Raw genomic sequence first — 14708 nt, forward strand, 5'->3', positions numbered from 1 at the left:
TGATCTCCTCAGAGGTGTGCGGGTGCGGTGATGCCGAGCTGGTGAAGGCCGTCGACGAGCACCTTGCCCGTGGCCTCGGCGAGGGCCAGTCGGGTGCGGTGGACGGCCGAGGGTTTCTCGTCCCCGCGGGGCAGCGTGGGACAGCTCGCCTGCCAGCGGAGAAAGGCATCGGCGAGACGTTCGAGGTGCCGGGCGAGCCGGTCGGGGTCGCGGGTGGCGACGATGCGGGGGTGATCGGCGAGTTCGGCGACGAGGGCCGCGCCGCCCTCCCCGAAGTCGGCGTCGCTGCCGCCGGTCTCGGGGGCGAACCCCAGGTCACGGGCGTTGCGTACGAGCGCGCGGCTCCGCGCGCAGGCGTACCGCACCCTGAACAGGGGGTTGTCATCACGCTGGACGAGCAGGAGCTCACGGTCGAGACCCGGAGGGCAGAGCAGACTCCACCGTGCGGCATCGTCCCCGAGCCGGCGCACCAACGCGGGCGGCGGCCTCAGCGAGAACTTCTCCTCATCGCTCTTGTACTCCAGGACCTCCCGCACCATCTGCCCCTGGGACATCCCCACAAGCGTGATGTTGAGGAACCCCGGATCGGCGATGTCCACCCGGGCGATGCCCGGTTCCCGTACGAGCCTGCGCCGCAGCACCTCGGCGACCTCGCGGGCGGGCCGCCCGCTCTCCTTCGCGAGCCCCAGCGCGACATTGGTGGCGTAGTCCCCACACCCCGCGTGCGGCGGAACCCGCACGACGGCCCGGGCCGGCACGGTGGCGCGCAGCTCATCGGCCTCGACGGCACACCGCACGGTGCGCAGCACGGTCCGGGAAAGATCGGCGGGGGTCACAGGGCCAAGCCTAGGGGAGAGTACGGCCCACTCCGCGAACCGGTTTCCCCTCCCCATTCGGCGGGCCTCTATCCAGCAGGCCGCACAATCGATTCCGCGCCCCCGGAAGCGGCGCCCTCCGGGAGGCTCTCCTCACCGTTTCCCGCCCCGCTCCGCATCAGTCTCCGCACCAGCCGGACCATCTCCGCCGGCTCGAACGGCTTCGCCAGAAAGGCATCCACCCCGGCCGACCGGCCGCCCTCCACCTCCAGCTGCGTACACGCACTGATGATCGCGATCGGTATCTCCCGCGTCCGCGCATCGGCCCGCAGCCGCGCGGCCGTCCGCAACCCGTCGAGCCGGGGCATGACGAAGTCCAGAGTCACCACATCAGGACGTACCCGGTGCACGATCTCCAGGCACTCGGCACCATCGGCCGCGGTCACGACCTCGAAGCCTTCGAGCTCGAGGTTGACCCTGATCAGCTGCCGGATGACCTTGTTGTCGTCCACAACAAGGACCCGGCCGGACAAGCCAGGCACACCCCGAGAGTAGGCGCGCCCCCCGCACCGCGTCCGGCTTTTCCCCACTTCCACCCCGTGCGAGCGACCTTTCCCCGACCACTCCCCGCCACCCCGCCACATGCGCTACCCACCCCCTGGTCCGGGCCCTGCGAACTCGTTTCTGATCACCCTCCCGGAGCTGGTAGGGTTCTACCCGTCGCCGCGAACGAGCGGAAGACACGCCCCCGTAGCTCAGGGGATAGAGCAACGGCCTCCGGAGCCGTGTGCGCAGGTTCGAATCCTGCCGGGGGCACTTCGAAGAAGTGCCCAAAGACCCCGCGATCAGCACTGATGCTGATGCGGGGTCTTTGCGTTGGTGCAGCGGAGTGCCACCGGATGCAGCCCCATGACAGTGATCACGTAATGACCACGTAATGACCTTGGTGGCCTTCCCTGCAGGTCAGCCGCGCTTTCAGGGACTCCCGGCGCCCACCCTGAGAACGCCCCGTAGACAGACGAAAGCCCCGGATCGCTCCGGGGCTCACATCAGTCGCGATGGGCACTACTCCTCATCGCCAAGACCCTTCATGATTCTGTCGTTCATCTCCTGCTCTTGGCCGTCGATGCACTTCGCGTAGATCTTCAGGAGCACGTCCACCGAGTGCCCGGCCCGCCGTGCGACTTCCGGCGCCGGCACACCCGAGTTGAGCCACTGCGATACGCAGGCGTGCCGCAGGTCGTACGGGCGACCCGCCAGGACGGAACCGACCTGGTGCGGCAGCAGCCCCAACTCCCGTGCCTGCCGCCACACTCGGTAGTACGACGAGGCGGAAATGACATTGCCTCGCTCGCTGTCGAAGATCCGCCCGTCCCGCGCTGTGCCGAACTCGTCCAGGTGCTCACGAAGCATCCGGACCAACGGCGGAGGGATCGGCACGTTGCGCACCTCACCGACCGCGCGCTGTTTGAGTCCACGCCGATCGTGCACTTCTCCCGAATCAGTCCATGCCTTCCCAGCCGTCGGCCGGGTCTCCTGGACCGTGACCCGGCCCCATCCCGCCGCCGGTAATTCGCAGTCCGAACGCCGTAGACCCAGAGCCTCGCCCGGACGGGTGGCCGCGTAGTACATGCATCCGAAGAAGGCATGCAGCCGCCGACCACTCGCTCGTTGGAATCCGCCGACGTAGGTCACGGAATTCAGCAGTTCCCGCGCCTGCCAAGGGTTGACCACGACTCTGCGGTCGACTTCCTGAACCGGCTGTTGCTCACGCTTCCTACGCACTCGATCAAGAGGATTCGAGGGCAACGCTTCCAGCTCCACCGCGTAGCTGAGAACGTTGTAAATCGCCGCTCTCCTCCTCCGGTAGGTCTGGTTTGCAGACCGTTGTCCATCGAGCTTCCGGCTCAGTGCGTCCACCACTTCGCGGACCCTGTCGATTGCAGCCAGCTCAGCGACAGGCAACGTGGCCTTCTCAAGCCAGCGGATGACTGCAGCGATCTCGTCCGGCCGCTCCTGCTTCCGACGCGGCGGAGGCAGGAGGTACGAGCGCAGCGCCTTGCGAAGGGTCTTGGGATCCGGCCGCCCCCGCATCTGCTTGACCAGCACGGGCACGACAACCGACAGGGCGTCCGTCACGCTGTCACGCTGCTTGGCGGAGGCTTCCTCCCACCTGTGGTCGAGGTACTTGACGGCCAGCTCCAGGAAGGTGAGCGAGCCCTTCCCACCACGCATGGAATCGGGCAATCCGACGATGGTGTCGAACGGCTCACCTTTGTCAGCTGCGTGCAGGAGCTTCGCCCTAAAACGATCAGCCAGGGCTTTGGTCTTGTGCACCTCGTGGAAGGGCGCACCATCAACTGACCAACGAACAAGGTACGTCGGATTCTTCGCCGACCGATTGACACTGATCTTCCAGATGGAGACCTTGTACGACTTCACGCGGCCTCCTCCGCAAGATCTTCGAGCCAGGAATTCAATGCGGCGCGACGCACACGCAATTCGCCGTTGGGGAGCCGGATGCACTCCGGAGCGATACGCAACTCACGCCACCGGTAGAAGGTGCGCCGCGAGATACCGCCCAGCTCTTCCAGTACCTGCCTCACGGTGAGCAGTTCGGTTCGCTCACGCGCCATAACGCTCACCACCGTCACGAACCGAAGCCGCAATGAGCGCCGCCTCAGGCGTGTATCCGCGCCCCGCGAAGCGCCAGTGGCCGACCGTGGCTGCGGGCCGAGCGCCCAGGCCGAGCGCCGCCCGCTGCTCTTCTGCTCGGTGCTCCACCCGGGCCCGCCGGAGAGCAGTCAAGGTGGTGGAGTAGCGGCGCGACTTCGTGGAAAAGTGTCCGCTGTAGCCGAGCATGTGCGCCCACTGCCGCAACCCCAGGGACTCAAAGGGCGGCAGTCCACCGAGCCACCAGCATGTACCGATCATGCGAAGCATGTGCGCTCGCACTGGCAGCGCCACCAGGTCGTCGGCACGGTGGATCCGGCCGTCGACCGTCCCTGTGCCTTCTGCCCCCTTGGTGGCGTACTTGGCGATGTAGCCCGCCACTGCCGGCGCCGTCAGCCGCTCCCCCGCACCTGACGTCAGGATGGGCCGCACATCGGTCTGCATACCGAAGCGAAGGAGACGAGGGCCGACAACGTCCATCCCGGGCGCTCTCAGACACACGCGCTCCGCAGCCCCACGCACAGCGCCCACAAGGACACCGGCCGTCCCCCAGCTCGGCGGAGCAGTCTCCGGCCCCGCGGCGCCGTCGAGACGAATCACAGCATGGAAGTGGACCAGACCACGGCGTTGGTACTCGGCCACCTTCGCGTATGACAGCCGAGCCACCTCGCCGAACTCCACTCGCGTGAGCCCCACCCGTCGGCCGAGTTCACGGCGTAGCTCCAGCGTGAAGCGATGCCAGAGCCGACCGGCATGCGCTTGCCAGAGCACTGCCCCGGCGTAGTCGTAACAGCGCGGGCATAGCGGCTCACCGAGCCTCGGATCGCCCTCGGCGTGCCGCACACCGCATCCGAGAGGAGCCCCATGTGCGCAGCACTCCCTCTTCTTCCGTGGACGGCAAGCGCGCGCCCCGCCATCCCGCCCCCGTCGGGTGTGCACTGGCCCGAAGCCCGGGGCGGTGAGGGTGGCGAACACCCGAGGGTGCTCGCCGACCTTCGCTGCGACCGCCTTGCCGCCAGCCAGACCGGCGCGGATGAGCTGGTACGTATCGGCTCGGTAGACGCGAGAACACGCGGGGCAGACTGCCGCCCGGCGGTTGCCACATGCGGTCAGCAGACGACTCTCCGCCCCGTAGGAGAAGAGCGCTGCTCCCGTGGCCGTGTCGAAGACGGTCGCGCTACCGACGAGATGAACCGGGTTGGTGCAGCCGTTGAGGCTGACGATGTTGCGGCGCCACGCCTCGAAGCCGGGCTCCGCAGCCCGGGCGACCAACGCTTCGGCCGCCCGGGACAGGGACGTCGGACGTCCGGTCATCGCGATCCCCCGAAGGCCTGCCACATCACGGCTGTGATCGCTTCGGGGCGCGTCTTGGCACTGAACCGCAGCGTGGGATCCGTCAGCCAGAGCGCCGCGGCGTGCCCGGGGCACAGATGACGCTCGAAGCCGTCGAGCCCAACGAGAACGACCTGCTCTCGGCCGACGCATACCGAGCGCTCTTCCGCGCCCAGTTCGCACCACGGCCAGGGGGATTTGCGCGAACGATTCGAGGTGGACAAAGTGTGTGTACTCCTTTCACTGCTCACGTGGCGGATGGAGTGGGTTCCTGACGGGGTCGGGTTTGGCGACTTCGCGCCCCGTCGGGAGCCCGTCTTGCGGGCGGTCACGTCAGGTCCTCGGGCGGTACGGCCGTGGCGATGTAGCCGACCGGCCCGAACCGCCGGGCCGCCGAGAAGTAGCCCTCCCCCAGGTCCGTGACCGAGACGTCCAGGGCTCGGGCGACGGCTTCGATTCCCTTGCGCCGCGCGGGCAGTTCGACGGCGTCGACGAGGACGTAGACGTTCGCCCTCGGCGGGACCATGACGCCAGGCGAGGCGTCGAGGAAGTCCGCCAGCTCACGGAGACCGGCGACGAGCGCCTTCCGATCACCGGTGCTGATCACGTAGTCGTGCATGAGGTACGCATCTCCCTTCGAGTCAGAGCCGCTAGGCCTCGGCCAGTTCGGGCAGGTTCGGGGTCAGGTACGCGTGCTCCGCAGCAATGGCCTGCGCGTCCGCCTCGGACACCAGGTACGACCGAGCGCGTTCCCAGCTGTCCCCCGAGGCCAGGACCGCCGTACCAGCCTGTTCATGCCGGATCGACTGCGCAGCAGTCAGCGCATCCCGGTTGAGGTCGCCCAGCGCCATCTCCGCCGTACCCGCGTCGGCCACGCGATGACAGACGCGGCCACCAAGTTGGGAGCGGAGGGCTGTGGCTCCTGGCCCCATGTCCGAGCCGACACGTTGGCCAGCGATGACGAGGAACACCCCAAGTGCGGCGCCGAGTTGCCCCAGCCGAATCAGTGCAGTGGAAGCCTCTTGCGCCTCGTCCTTCTCGCTACGACTCGCGATGAGAAACAGCTCCGCGATCTCATCCACGATCACGACCACCGGCGTGGGACGCTCCTCATCCGGCAGACCCCAGATATTGCGGACCTGTGCGGCACGGCATACATCCATGCGCTTGACCGTCAAGTCGACCAGAGCACCGAGTAGTTTGATCGCCTGCACCCGATTGATTGCCAGCGCCGACAGCCGAGGAGCGTAGAGCGAGAGCTCCATGCCGCCTTTGCAGTCGATCCCCACCAACGCCACGCGCTGCGGAGCGAGGCCCGAGACAAGGGCGTTGATCAGGGTCGACTTGCCGGATCGAGTGGCGCCGACAATCAGCCAGTGCGGGACACGACGAAGGTCGATGACCCACTGAGCGCCGCTTTCCAACACTCCGACGACCACTCGGAGCAGTTGCCCGGCGCCGATCCCCCGCGGCACGGCCGACGCCTCCAGCGGGTCGACAGCCGAAGCCGCCATACGGACGACACCAGGCTTCCACGAGGTCACCCGAACCGCATGCACCCGCCACGCCTCCGCCATGGCCGGAGCCGCCTTGACGAAGTCCTCGGGAACTTGCCCCGGCAACAGGTGCGCCAGCAGCCAGAAGCCTCCGCGGGTTGGCCTGATGGCCGTACGACGAGGCACGCGGCAGCGAGGCTCCGGGGCGCCCTTGCCGGGGGTGAGCCCCGACATCACGATCAGCGTGTCTTTCCGGCTCCCGTCCAAGCCGCACCCGACCATCAACGGACGCCACGAACGCGCCACCCGCAGACATACAGCCGGGAAGCCGACGAGCAACCACCAGGCCGCAGGGTGACGACGACGCATCGCTTGACCCGCGATGAGCGAACTCACCGCCAGCACACCCACGAACACGAGCACCCAGCTCAATAACGCCGCCCCGGCAGACGGGGCGGAAGCGAGCACAATCATTGCGCCGCCCCCTTCCCCGACGAACCGGATGCCGACGCAGGCGCCGGGACGCTGAGCGGCCTGATGTCCGCAGCGCGGAAGGCGATTCCGTGCCGCCCGTCGTTCTCCCAGGGCGTGGCCACGAGGTCCCGTACCTGTACCGGCATCCCGAGCTGCACGCCGGCCGGTTCGCCGACCACCGTCACGCTCACCACGTCGGCCGACGTCCCGGCCATCAGGCACAGACCGACTTGGTAGAGGGTCTGGCCGGTCTCGCGATCCACCCGCAGCTGCCCGGTCTCCCTGCTCACAACACGCGGTATCGGGGCAACGGCACAGATGATCCCCGTGTACTTCGCGGTGTCGATCGGAAGGCTCGCCACAGTTCTCAACTCCCTTCTGGTACAAGCCCGAAGGGCCATCCTTCGGGATGACTTCCACCCGTAGTACGGGTACTCATCCAGAGTGACCACCCGTACTACGGGTTGTCAAGAAAAGGTTTTGAGGAGACGCTGTACCGGCCGACCCTCAAGACGGAGCGACGGAGACCCCATGCCGCCGAAGAAGACCGAGGTCAAGTACCGCCAGATCGCCGCCCACCTGCGGCAAGGCATCATCGACGGCACGTACCCGGCAGGTCAGCCCCTCCCATCGGAGGAGGCGCTCGCCAAGCAGTTCGGCGTAACCAGGCCAACTGTCCGGCAAGGCCTCGTGGAACTGCGGGCCGCTGGCCTTGTCGAGGTGATGTCGGGTCGAGGCACGTTCGTCCGCTCCCCGCACGCGCGCCCCAGCCTGACGCGACCTCGCGGGGTGCGCCGGGACTCGGCCGGCCGCTACGTGGAGGCGGACGGCATCCGCTGGACCGACGCCGAAGAGCCCGTCGCCACACGGACCGACGCCCCGTTGGCCCTGGCCGAGCTACTCCGCATCTCGCCGGGCGAGCCGATGTTGACGTACGACGTTCTACAGACTGCCGACCGCGGACGCCTGCGCCAGCTGCATCGGACGCACATCCCGTTCTCGGTGATGGCGGACACGAAGTACGAGAAGGAGATGCCGCCTCCCGCGCCACATCTCTACGACGCACTGGCTTCGCTGGGGCATGAGCTGCACTTCACCGAGTACCTGCGGACGCGGATGCCGTTGCCGGACGAAGCCGAAGCGCTCCGGCTTGCGGAGGGGGTGCCGTTGCTTCACATTCTGCGAGCGGTGATCAGCGGCGATGACAAGCCGCTCGCTTTGGAAGAGCTCCAACTTCCAGGCGATGACCTGGAGTTGCGCTACAACCTGTAGCCCGCTGAAGTATGCTGCTCCACACGGCACGCAGTGAGACCGTGGCCGGGAGCGAGCCAGCGGAGCTCTCGGTTACCTTCACTCATCAGGAAGAGGCTTAAAAATACGTTCGCCTCAGGCAACGTCATAGACCTTGGAGACCCGATCCGCTGGTACGGGAGCTTCAGTTACAGCCAACTGACTCGGTAGGGCATGGACATCCGTCCTCACCCGCCGAGGGTGGGAGCTTGACTGATGATCCCGGCCTACTGCATCTGGCCCCTCGTCTTGGTCGCAGTAGTACGCGCGATTACCTACGTGACCGTCGTGGTCTTTTCTCTCTCGCGCACGCATCCCTCAGACCGCCCCGCGATCCTTCGCACCCTCGCCGAGCTCCTGCGTATGAGCCGACGCAGGCGCCGATGAAGCCTCACCCACCAACCCACCTGGCTCAGAGTTTCTCTACGTATTCAAGGCGGCTCGCTACCGCTCGCCGCGCGCGGCCCGGCTCCCCCGGGCCGCGCGCTCCTATCTCCGCCCCGCTCCGGCCCGGGTCCGCCCGCCCGCGCGACGGAAGCGGAGCAACCATCGCCCTCAGGACAAACGCCTCCGGCGGGAGCGCTCAGACGCAGGGATCCGGGGACACCGGGCAGGTGCGGGCCCCGTCACGACTGAGGTAAGGGGCCACCCGTCCTGCCTGCCGCCGTACCGGCCGGAGCAGCCCGTGGTCTGTGGCTGAGCGCGCTTCGCGTGCGGCAGCATTGTCGTCTGCGGCCCAGTGGACAGCAGCATCGGCTCTGCGTCCCGGGTGATGCCAACCGTGACAATCAGGAGCGCAGAAGAGTGGTTGCTGCCGGCGGTGGGCTGATGGAGGCACACGTGGCGGGCACGTCGCCAAGCACCCGCCATCGTGGCTGACTTTCTGTGGCCAAGGCCCGATTCGTCCTACGCCACAAGATCCCCTTACCCGCCGGGTCAGCAAGTCACCAGCATTGAGGCTAAGCACAGGTGAGTAGCTCACTGCCTAGTGTTCTACCCCATGTAGAGATGTCAGAAAAAAGCTGCGATTTCGCCACATCATGGCAACTAAACGAAGCCCGCAAGGAAGCCCCAACCGATTTCGAGCTGACTTGCTCCCCTATTCTCCTGATGATCGCAGCGGTCACCGAAAGAAGGTCATGACCTGAGCAATATCTATAGGGGTCTACGATTTCAGACAAGAGCGACCGCACCTCACACAAGATCTCGTCATACCCCACTGTGGCCCTGGCAGATCTCTTCAGGGCCACATCAGCCAACTTCCCAAGATCAACGGTGAATCCCTCCCCAATTATCAAGTGCACTGGAAATTCCCGTAGGTTCAATTCCCATCTATTCTTCTCCGACAGGAAGCGCAATACTCCGACATGCTTGGCGGCTGCGACTATATGATCTAGCAGCCCTGTGGCCCCAGCTTGGGAGACTTCACGCAGCCTGTCGCGTTTCACATTATTTGTTATCAACCCAACGACAGCCTGCCGTGGCGCGAATGCAGTCGCGTCAATATCGTAGAAATCGGTATAGAAGACGTGCGGTAGGCAAACCCTCGGATACAGAAGATCCGCCCAGTCCAGATCCAAGACCACGCCAACATCGATGAGATTTTGCCGCTGGGCAATTTTTGCCGCCTCAAGCGCAACGGTCTTTCCCCCGGTAGGGATCGTCTCGCAGACGGCATCATCCAAATGCGGATCCAGCATCCCGAAATCATCGTCACCTTCCACGAGAATGAACTTCTTGCTGCTAACCCCCCGGAGAATCATCAAATGAGCAAAAAGATCATCAGCCGTAAGGAGCTCCCTCATTCCCCACCCTCTACATTCGGCCCCAACCTCACAGCGCGCGACCACCATTTATGAATAATCTGAGGAGAGTGAGTTGCGACAATGAAGCGCAGTGAGGCGGTACTCGCAATGTTTGCAATATCGTTCATAAATTCTTGCTGCCATGCAACATGCAGGGAAATCTCAGGCTCGTCAATGAGGACCAACGCCCCGCGGTTCACGTTGAAGAGCAGGTCGTACGCAAGCACTAGCTCATGCTGCTCACCGGAAGAAAGGCTAGCTACCGGAATGTCCTGGCCATAGTCGCTTACGACGGTGAAGCCTTCACGGCTCAGGTGAAGCTGCTTGTATTCCAGGCGAGAATTCATGATGCCAGTAAAGAGCTCAGCTCTCTCTAGAAAATTCTGCAGATTGGCGAGCTTGTCTTCGGAATCGTCGAGGTAGGTCCACAGAACGAGCCGCTCCCAATCCTCAAGCTCCCTGTCCGGGAGGGGGAGATCGGTTGATGATTGCTCCAGTAGCGCAATTCTTGCCAGACGTGCACGCAGCTGACTTTGCTGCTCATAGCGGAGTCTGATTGCTTCCTCTGTTGCCCCGCCAGGAACCCCGCCATACGAAAGGAGCCGTCGCGGAAATGTCCTGTCGCGCTCTTGGGATGTGCGAGAGTTCTGAGCCAGAACCTTGCCCATTTGCTCAGAGAAGTTCTGCGAGAAAATTTCAACCGTCGACTTAGAAGGACGCTCCATTGAACGCGCTGCGGGCCTAGGTCGCGAGGTGTCGCGCAGAAGGCGCTGCGTCTCAATTAGGTGCGACTCCAGTCCGTTGAAGAATTCTTGTATTCCTTCCGGGAGCTCATAAAGTCGCATACTGGCCGGCAAGTGTGAACCATACCGGTCGATTAGCTGGTCGCGAGAAACGATTTCCTCATGAATCAGATCATGCCACTCGTCCGGACCCACTCTACTTACGGGCGCCTCCTGTTCAATAAGGCGCAGCATCCGAGAGACGGGTGTTTGCGTTTTCGACTTACCCATATGCCAGGTGATTTCCCTGCCCGATGGACTTCTAAGGGAAATCACAAGGTTCCGCATCGAATCATCACCCGCCCTATCAAAGAGAGTGCCCTGCCCCTCTCGCGATAGAGTCAATACGGAACCGTCGTCGAATTCAAAAGTGGCCGTTTCGAACGGCACGCGGTCAACAGCTAGGATCCTTCCCTTGAAAGTGAAGTTGATTAGTTCGAGCAACCGCGTCTTGCCGATCCCATTAGGGCCGTACAGGATAACGAAGTCTTGGGCATCGTCGAACTTCACTACGTGATTGAAGTGCCCAAGAAGTCCTTCGACTTGCACGCGGGACAGTCTCATAATTACTCCAAGTGGCAATTTGCAGCTAGGCGTAGTGTGTCACGTCATGTTGCGCACGGTCAGCTCTTTGCCACGGTTCGGCTGGTCGCCGTCTGGAGGCGAGCTTTGACGGCACCAGAGGTGGCTACCGGCCCTGGTCGGGATCGCTTCCACTGGGCGTTGGCTGCACCGCATCTCGCGAAGGGCTACGAGTCCATGTGCGATCGGTGGCGCAAGGACTGGCGGGCCGGAGGCCCAAGAGCCTTGCGGCCCAAAGGACCCGCCTCGTTGCCGAGACCGGACGAGGCCCAGTCCGCTGTGCTGGAGCGGAAGCTGGTCAGGGGCCTGTGGCTCATGGCTAGCCCGACCAGCGCTGGACGCTGGCCCGGGTCAAGACCGTGATCAGGCGGCGGTTCCACACGACTTACACAACTCAAGGGGTGTGCAAGCTGGGCTTGTTCCGCTTTGACCGACACAACCAATGTGTCCGTCAAAGCGGAACAAGCCCAACTCCTAAAGCGGTGATCAACCAGTCTTGCCCACACCAACACAACCGCCCGGCCCCACACGCCGAAGGGGGAGGCAACGGCGTACAGGGCCGGGCTTGCTTCGGTCGCCTCAGCGGAGCAGCTCGAGGCGACCAAGTTCAGGGGAGGGAATCAGGACGCCGGCGCGTCCCGAGGCTCGATGTCAGACGGCGCAGGCCAGGCTGTGCAGCCATCTCCATCGTCAGGCCGACGGTGATGAGCTCGACCAGCAAGCGCGCCACCTCGGGCCGTACGGCGCCGAGTTGGACGATGCCGTCACCGCCAACGTTCACGTCAGCCTTCAGCATCGGGAAGTCCGACTCCAGGCCGAGCAGCCGCAGCTTCTCCGCGAGCGCATCAGCCCCGCGCCTTGCCGCGATCCAACCCCGTACGTAGGGCACCCCAGGATCGAGCGCTTCGGCCCGCTTTGCGCACACACCTCGTGGGTCCGTCACGTCAGTGCCTCCTCCGGCTGGGCTCGTTGGGCTGTGCCTCGCAGGCGTCGTCCATCTCGTGGAAGTCATGCGGACAGTGCAGTGCCAGGTTCAACAGCTGCGCCAGCCGCTCAGCCGTCTCTGGTGAGATCCGCCCCAGCTCGACGAGCCCATGCCCGAACGCATTGAGGTCAGCCCGCAAGTAGGGGAAGCCCTTCTCCAGCTCAGCTGCGATCAGCACATCTCGCAGTGCAGCAGTCGCTTCGCGCGCGGCGTACCACTCGGTGCTGTCGATCGGCGACCAGCGTGCGCCGTCCATGAGGTCGTCACCTTCACGCTCCATCAGGCACCGCCGGCTTCGTGCTCTCCAGCTCTGGGGCCCGTACCTGCTCGTCGCCGTATCGGTCCGCTCGCGCGAGCAGTTCAGCCGCGGACACGAGCATCAGTGCAAGGGCAATCGCCCGGACCGGGCTCTCGTCCGGTTGCCGTGACGGCGCACACAACCACTCGTAGCGATCACCAGACAGCGACATCGGGCCGGGAACCACCACCGTGCAGTCGAAGTCGGCGTCGAGGTACCGATAGTCAGGAGGATCCTCCGTCTCGCAGGTCACCTGGAGGCGGAACCACTCCCGCGAATTCGGCGGCAGGAAGAAACCCACCTTCTTCGCCGCCCGATCGATCTCAACCGGGCCGAGTGGCAGCCTCCTGCGGTCAAGCTGGTCGAAGGCCTCCATACCGAGACGCTGGTTGACCACCACCACGTCGAAGAGAGTCCCGGCCTCAAGAGCGAACGGCCTACGCGGGTCGTCCGCCCAGATCTCACGGCACTCCCCCGGCTTGGCAGCCGCCGCAGACAGCCATTCGAGCGCGCGCCTGGTCATCATCTGCACGTCGTCTCACCTCAGTTGGAACACGACGACGGCCATCCAGCCGCCGTGTGACCAGCCTCGTCGCCAGGCCCTGGCCAGGGCAGATGACGAGAGGTGACGTGGGGTGACGTGGCTCGCTCCAACACGTCACCCCCATCCTCCCTCGCAGCCAGGGGTGTTGTTGGGGAATGGCATATACAACGGGCCTCACGTGCGTACATTGAGTGAGGTGACGGTCACAGGTACTGGGCCCCACCGATGGAGCCGGCCATGACTGATCCCGTACAACCCTTCGGGGTGCGCTTGCGGGAGGCCCGTAAAGGCCGTGGTTGGAGTCAGCTACGTCTGATCTCCGAGATGCGCGCTGCCGCAGCGCGGCACGGCAAGTCCCTGCCCTCCGATGAGGGCGTGAAGCGCCGGGTCGCCAGCTGGGAGAACGAGCACAGCATCCCGGACGAGTTCTACGGGCCGATCATCTGCGAAGCGCTCGGCGTGACCGCTGCCGAGCTCGGGCTACACCACATCTCGAGCAACCACGCCGAGCTTCTGGAGACCAGTTACCCTCCGAGCCCAGAAGCTGCGATCAGTGCCGTTGATCAACTCTGGCGGGCAGATGTGCATGGCTTCGAGCCGCTGATCATGTCTGAGCCGTCTGCGCCCGCGTGGAACGAAGCCTCCCTCCGTTGGCTTGTGGCACCGGCCCCTTCGTTCCCTGCGGCTGCTAAGAGCGCCGACGCGCGAGTAGGGCTCGCAGACGTGGCGACAATCAAGACGACCACTGGTGTCTTTGCCCAACTGGACGACCGCTTCGGCGGTGATCACGCACGGCAGTCACTCGTGCAGTACCTGAGCCGTGACGTCGCCCCACTGCTCCGGGGCCGCTACTCGGAACCCGTAGGCCGTGCCCTGTTCGCCACCGTTGCGGAGTCCACTCTTCTGGCAGGGTGGATGTGTTACGACGCGTGCCATCACGGGCTGGCTCAGCGGTACTTACTCCAAGCCCTCCGACTGGCCCAGGACGGCAATGACCGCCGACTGGCTGGCAGCATCCTGTCCGCCATGAGCCATCAAGCAACATTCCTCGGTCACTTCACCGAGGGGGCAACGCTCGCCCGCGCGGCACGGATGGGTATCTCCGGCGTGGCTACCCCCACGCTCATGGCGCAGTTCCACGCCATGGAGGCTCGCGCGCTGGCCCGCATCGGCGACACGCGTGCATGCGAACTGGCTCTGTCCGAGGCCACGAAAGCCCTGGAGAGTCGGAACGACGGAGACGAGCCGGAGTGGATCACGTACTTCGACGAAGCCGAGCTTGCCGCCGAAGCCGCCCACTGCTTCCGCGACGTCGACAGTGCACGTCAAGCGGTGGCCCATGCCGAGCAGGCAATGAGCGGTAAGCACGTACGCAGCGACTTCTTCGCGACGATGGTCCTGGCGGATGCACACCTCCGCGCGGGGGAGCCTGAGGAAGCCTGCCGTGTCGCCGTCGATGCTTTGGACCTCGGGGAGCAACTCAAGTCGGCGCGCTGCGTCGCCTACCTGGCCGAGTTCCGAAGCCATCTTGCCTCCTGCGGAGAAACGTCCAGCATCCGCGACTTCTACGGCCAGGTGGCCGAGCACCGTCTATGGGCTGCGGCCAGCGCTCAGCGCAGGTGACCACCTGGT

General features: G+C 64.9%; 16 protein-coding genes, 1 tRNA gene and 1 pseudogene. 4 read left to right on the forward strand and 14 right to left on the reverse strand.

Annotated elements, in window-relative coordinates:
* Positions 1 to 8: 8 nt before the first annotated feature.
* Complete coding sequence (gene nrtL / locus ACV530_RS08280; RefSeq protein ID WP_494331635.1) at positions 9 to 836, reverse strand: ArgS-related anticodon-binding protein NrtL; 828 nt, start codon at positions 834 to 836, stop codon at positions 9 to 11.
* Positions 837 to 904: 68 nt separating this feature from the next.
* A complete protein-coding gene (locus ACV530_RS08285) occupies positions 905 to 1459 on the reverse strand; it encodes a response regulator (RefSeq protein WP_494331636.1) in 555 nt (184 codons plus the stop codon).
* Between the two features lie 100 nt (positions 1460 to 1559).
* On the opposite strand from ACV530_RS08285, the gene ACV530_RS08290 reads away from it, so the two are divergent.
* Positions 1560 to 1631: transfer RNA gene (locus ACV530_RS08290), tRNA-Arg, on the forward strand.
* 249 nt (positions 1632 to 1880) lie between these two features.
* Here ACV530_RS08290 and ACV530_RS08295 read toward each other — a convergent pair.
* The 7 genes from ACV530_RS08295 to ACV530_RS08325 form a co-directional block, all read right to left on the reverse strand.
* Positions 1881 to 3257 (reverse strand): tyrosine-type recombinase/integrase, encoded by a 1377-nt coding sequence (locus ACV530_RS08295; protein ID WP_494331637.1) that lies wholly within the window; start codon positions 3255 to 3257, stop codon positions 1881 to 1883.
* On the reverse strand, positions 3254 to 3451 hold the full coding sequence (locus tag ACV530_RS08300; RefSeq protein ID WP_494331638.1) for a helix-turn-helix transcriptional regulator: 198 nt from the start codon (positions 3449 to 3451) through the stop codon (positions 3254 to 3256). The genes ACV530_RS08295 and ACV530_RS08300 overlap by 4 nt, the downstream gene beginning before the upstream one ends.
* Positions 3441 to 4802 (reverse strand): replication initiator, encoded by a 1362-nt coding sequence (locus ACV530_RS08305; RefSeq protein ID WP_494331639.1) that lies wholly within the window; start codon positions 4800 to 4802, stop codon positions 3441 to 3443. The genes ACV530_RS08300 and ACV530_RS08305 overlap by 11 nt, the downstream gene beginning before the upstream one ends.
* Positions 4799 to 5044: a hypothetical protein gene (locus ACV530_RS08310; protein ID WP_494331640.1), complete on the reverse strand. Its 246-nt coding sequence runs from the start codon at positions 5042 to 5044 to the stop codon at positions 4799 to 4801. The genes ACV530_RS08305 and ACV530_RS08310 overlap by 4 nt, the downstream gene beginning before the upstream one ends.
* Positions 5045 to 5148: 104 nt before the next feature.
* Entirely contained in the window at positions 5149 to 5439 is a 291-nt protein-coding gene (locus tag ACV530_RS08315; RefSeq protein ID WP_494331641.1) for a hypothetical protein, read from the reverse strand.
* Positions 5440 to 5470: 31 nt separating this feature from the next.
* The gene (locus ACV530_RS08320) at positions 5471 to 6790 is read right to left on the reverse strand and encodes an FtsK/SpoIIIE domain-containing protein (protein WP_494331642.1); all 1320 of its coding nucleotides are present in this window, start codon (positions 6788 to 6790) and stop codon (positions 5471 to 5473) included.
* Positions 6787 to 7152 (reverse strand): SCO3933 family regulatory protein, encoded by a 366-nt coding sequence (locus ACV530_RS08325; RefSeq protein WP_494331643.1) that lies wholly within the window; start codon positions 7150 to 7152, stop codon positions 6787 to 6789. Before ACV530_RS08325 ends, ACV530_RS08320 begins: the two co-directional genes overlap by 4 nt.
* 169 nt (positions 7153 to 7321) lie before the next feature.
* Between ACV530_RS08325 and ACV530_RS08330 the strand changes: the two genes are divergently transcribed.
* Positions 7322 to 8062, forward strand: coding sequence for a GntR family transcriptional regulator (locus ACV530_RS08330; RefSeq protein ID WP_494331644.1), 741 nt, complete (start codon positions 7322 to 7324; stop codon positions 8060 to 8062).
* A gap of 977 nt (positions 8063 to 9039) precedes the next feature.
* Here the strand turns inward: ACV530_RS08330 and ACV530_RS08335 are convergent.
* Together ACV530_RS08335 and ACV530_RS08340 are read right to left on the reverse strand one after the other, a co-directional pair.
* Positions 9040 to 9885, reverse strand: coding sequence for a hypothetical protein (locus ACV530_RS08335; protein WP_494331645.1), 846 nt, complete (start codon positions 9883 to 9885; stop codon positions 9040 to 9042).
* The gene (locus ACV530_RS08340) at positions 9882 to 11177 is read right to left on the reverse strand and encodes an AAA family ATPase (protein ID WP_494331646.1); all 1296 of its coding nucleotides are present in this window, start codon (positions 11175 to 11177) and stop codon (positions 9882 to 9884) included. The genes ACV530_RS08335 and ACV530_RS08340 overlap by 4 nt, the downstream gene beginning before the upstream one ends.
* 258 nt (positions 11178 to 11435) lie before the next feature.
* Between ACV530_RS08340 and ACV530_RS08345 the strand changes: the two are divergent.
* A pseudogene (locus ACV530_RS08345) lies at positions 11436 to 11662 on the forward strand (winged helix-turn-helix domain-containing protein); the annotation flags it as partial.
* A gap of 194 nt (positions 11663 to 11856) precedes the next feature.
* On the opposite strand, the gene ACV530_RS08350 reads toward ACV530_RS08345, so the two are convergent.
* The 3 genes from ACV530_RS08350 to ACV530_RS08360 are packed head-to-tail and all read right to left on the reverse strand — an operon-like array spanning position 11857 to position 13058.
* Complete coding sequence (locus ACV530_RS08350; RefSeq protein WP_494331647.1) at positions 11857 to 12192, reverse strand: hypothetical protein; 336 nt, start codon at positions 12190 to 12192, stop codon at positions 11857 to 11859.
* 1 nt (position 12193) lies between these two features.
* A complete protein-coding gene (locus ACV530_RS08355; protein ID WP_494331648.1) occupies positions 12194 to 12490 on the reverse strand; it encodes a hypothetical protein in 297 nt (98 codons plus the stop codon).
* Between the two features lie 13 nt (positions 12491 to 12503).
* On the reverse strand, positions 12504 to 13058 hold the full coding sequence (locus tag ACV530_RS08360) for a bifunctional DNA primase/polymerase (RefSeq protein WP_494331783.1): 555 nt from the start codon (positions 13056 to 13058) through the stop codon (positions 12504 to 12506).
* 255 nt (positions 13059 to 13313) lie between these two features.
* Here ACV530_RS08360 and ACV530_RS08365 point away from each other — a divergent pair, with 255 nt between their 5' ends.
* Positions 13314 to 14699, forward strand: a complete 1386-nt coding sequence (locus tag ACV530_RS08365) for a helix-turn-helix domain-containing protein (protein ID WP_494331649.1) — start codon at positions 13314 to 13316, stop codon at positions 14697 to 14699.
* Positions 14700 to 14708 lie beyond the last annotated feature (9 nt).

The sequence above is a fragment of the Streptomyces sp. SX-6 genome (genome assembly GCF_059089585.1).

Excerpts from the sequence above, each read along its gene's own strand:
- ACV530_RS08360 (WP_494331783.1), bottom strand. The coding sequence starts at position 13,058 with ATGATGACCAGGCGCGCGCTCGAATGGCTGTCTGCGGCGGCTGCCAAG.
- ACV530_RS08285 (WP_494331636.1), bottom strand. The coding sequence starts at position 1,459 with ATGTGGCGGGGTGGCGGGGAGTGGTCGGGGAAAGGTCGCTCGCACGGG.
- ACV530_RS08305 (WP_494331639.1), bottom strand. The coding sequence starts at position 4,802 with ATGACCGGACGTCCGACGTCCCTGTCCCGGGCGGCCGAAGCGTTGGTC.
- ACV530_RS08365 (WP_494331649.1), top strand. The coding sequence starts at position 13,314 with ATGACTGATCCCGTACAACCCTTCGGGGTGCGCTTGCGGGAGGCCCGT.
- ACV530_RS08300 (WP_494331638.1), bottom strand. The coding sequence starts at position 3,451 with ATGGCGCGTGAGCGAACCGAACTGCTCACCGTGAGGCAGGTACTGGAA.
- ACV530_RS08320 (WP_494331642.1), bottom strand. The coding sequence starts at position 6,790 with ATGATTGTGCTCGCTTCCGCCCCGTCTGCCGGGGCGGCGTTATTGAGC.
- ACV530_RS08330 (WP_494331644.1), top strand. The coding sequence starts at position 7,322 with ATGCCGCCGAAGAAGACCGAGGTCAAGTACCGCCAGATCGCCGCCCAC.
- ACV530_RS08335 (WP_494331645.1), bottom strand. The coding sequence starts at position 9,885 with ATGAGGGAGCTCCTTACGGCTGATGATCTTTTTGCTCATTTGATGATT.
- ACV530_RS08315 (WP_494331641.1), bottom strand. The coding sequence starts at position 5,439 with ATGCACGACTACGTGATCAGCACCGGTGATCGGAAGGCGCTCGTCGCC.
- ACV530_RS08355 (WP_494331648.1), bottom strand. The coding sequence starts at position 12,490 with ATGGACGGCGCACGCTGGTCGCCGATCGACAGCACCGAGTGGTACGCC.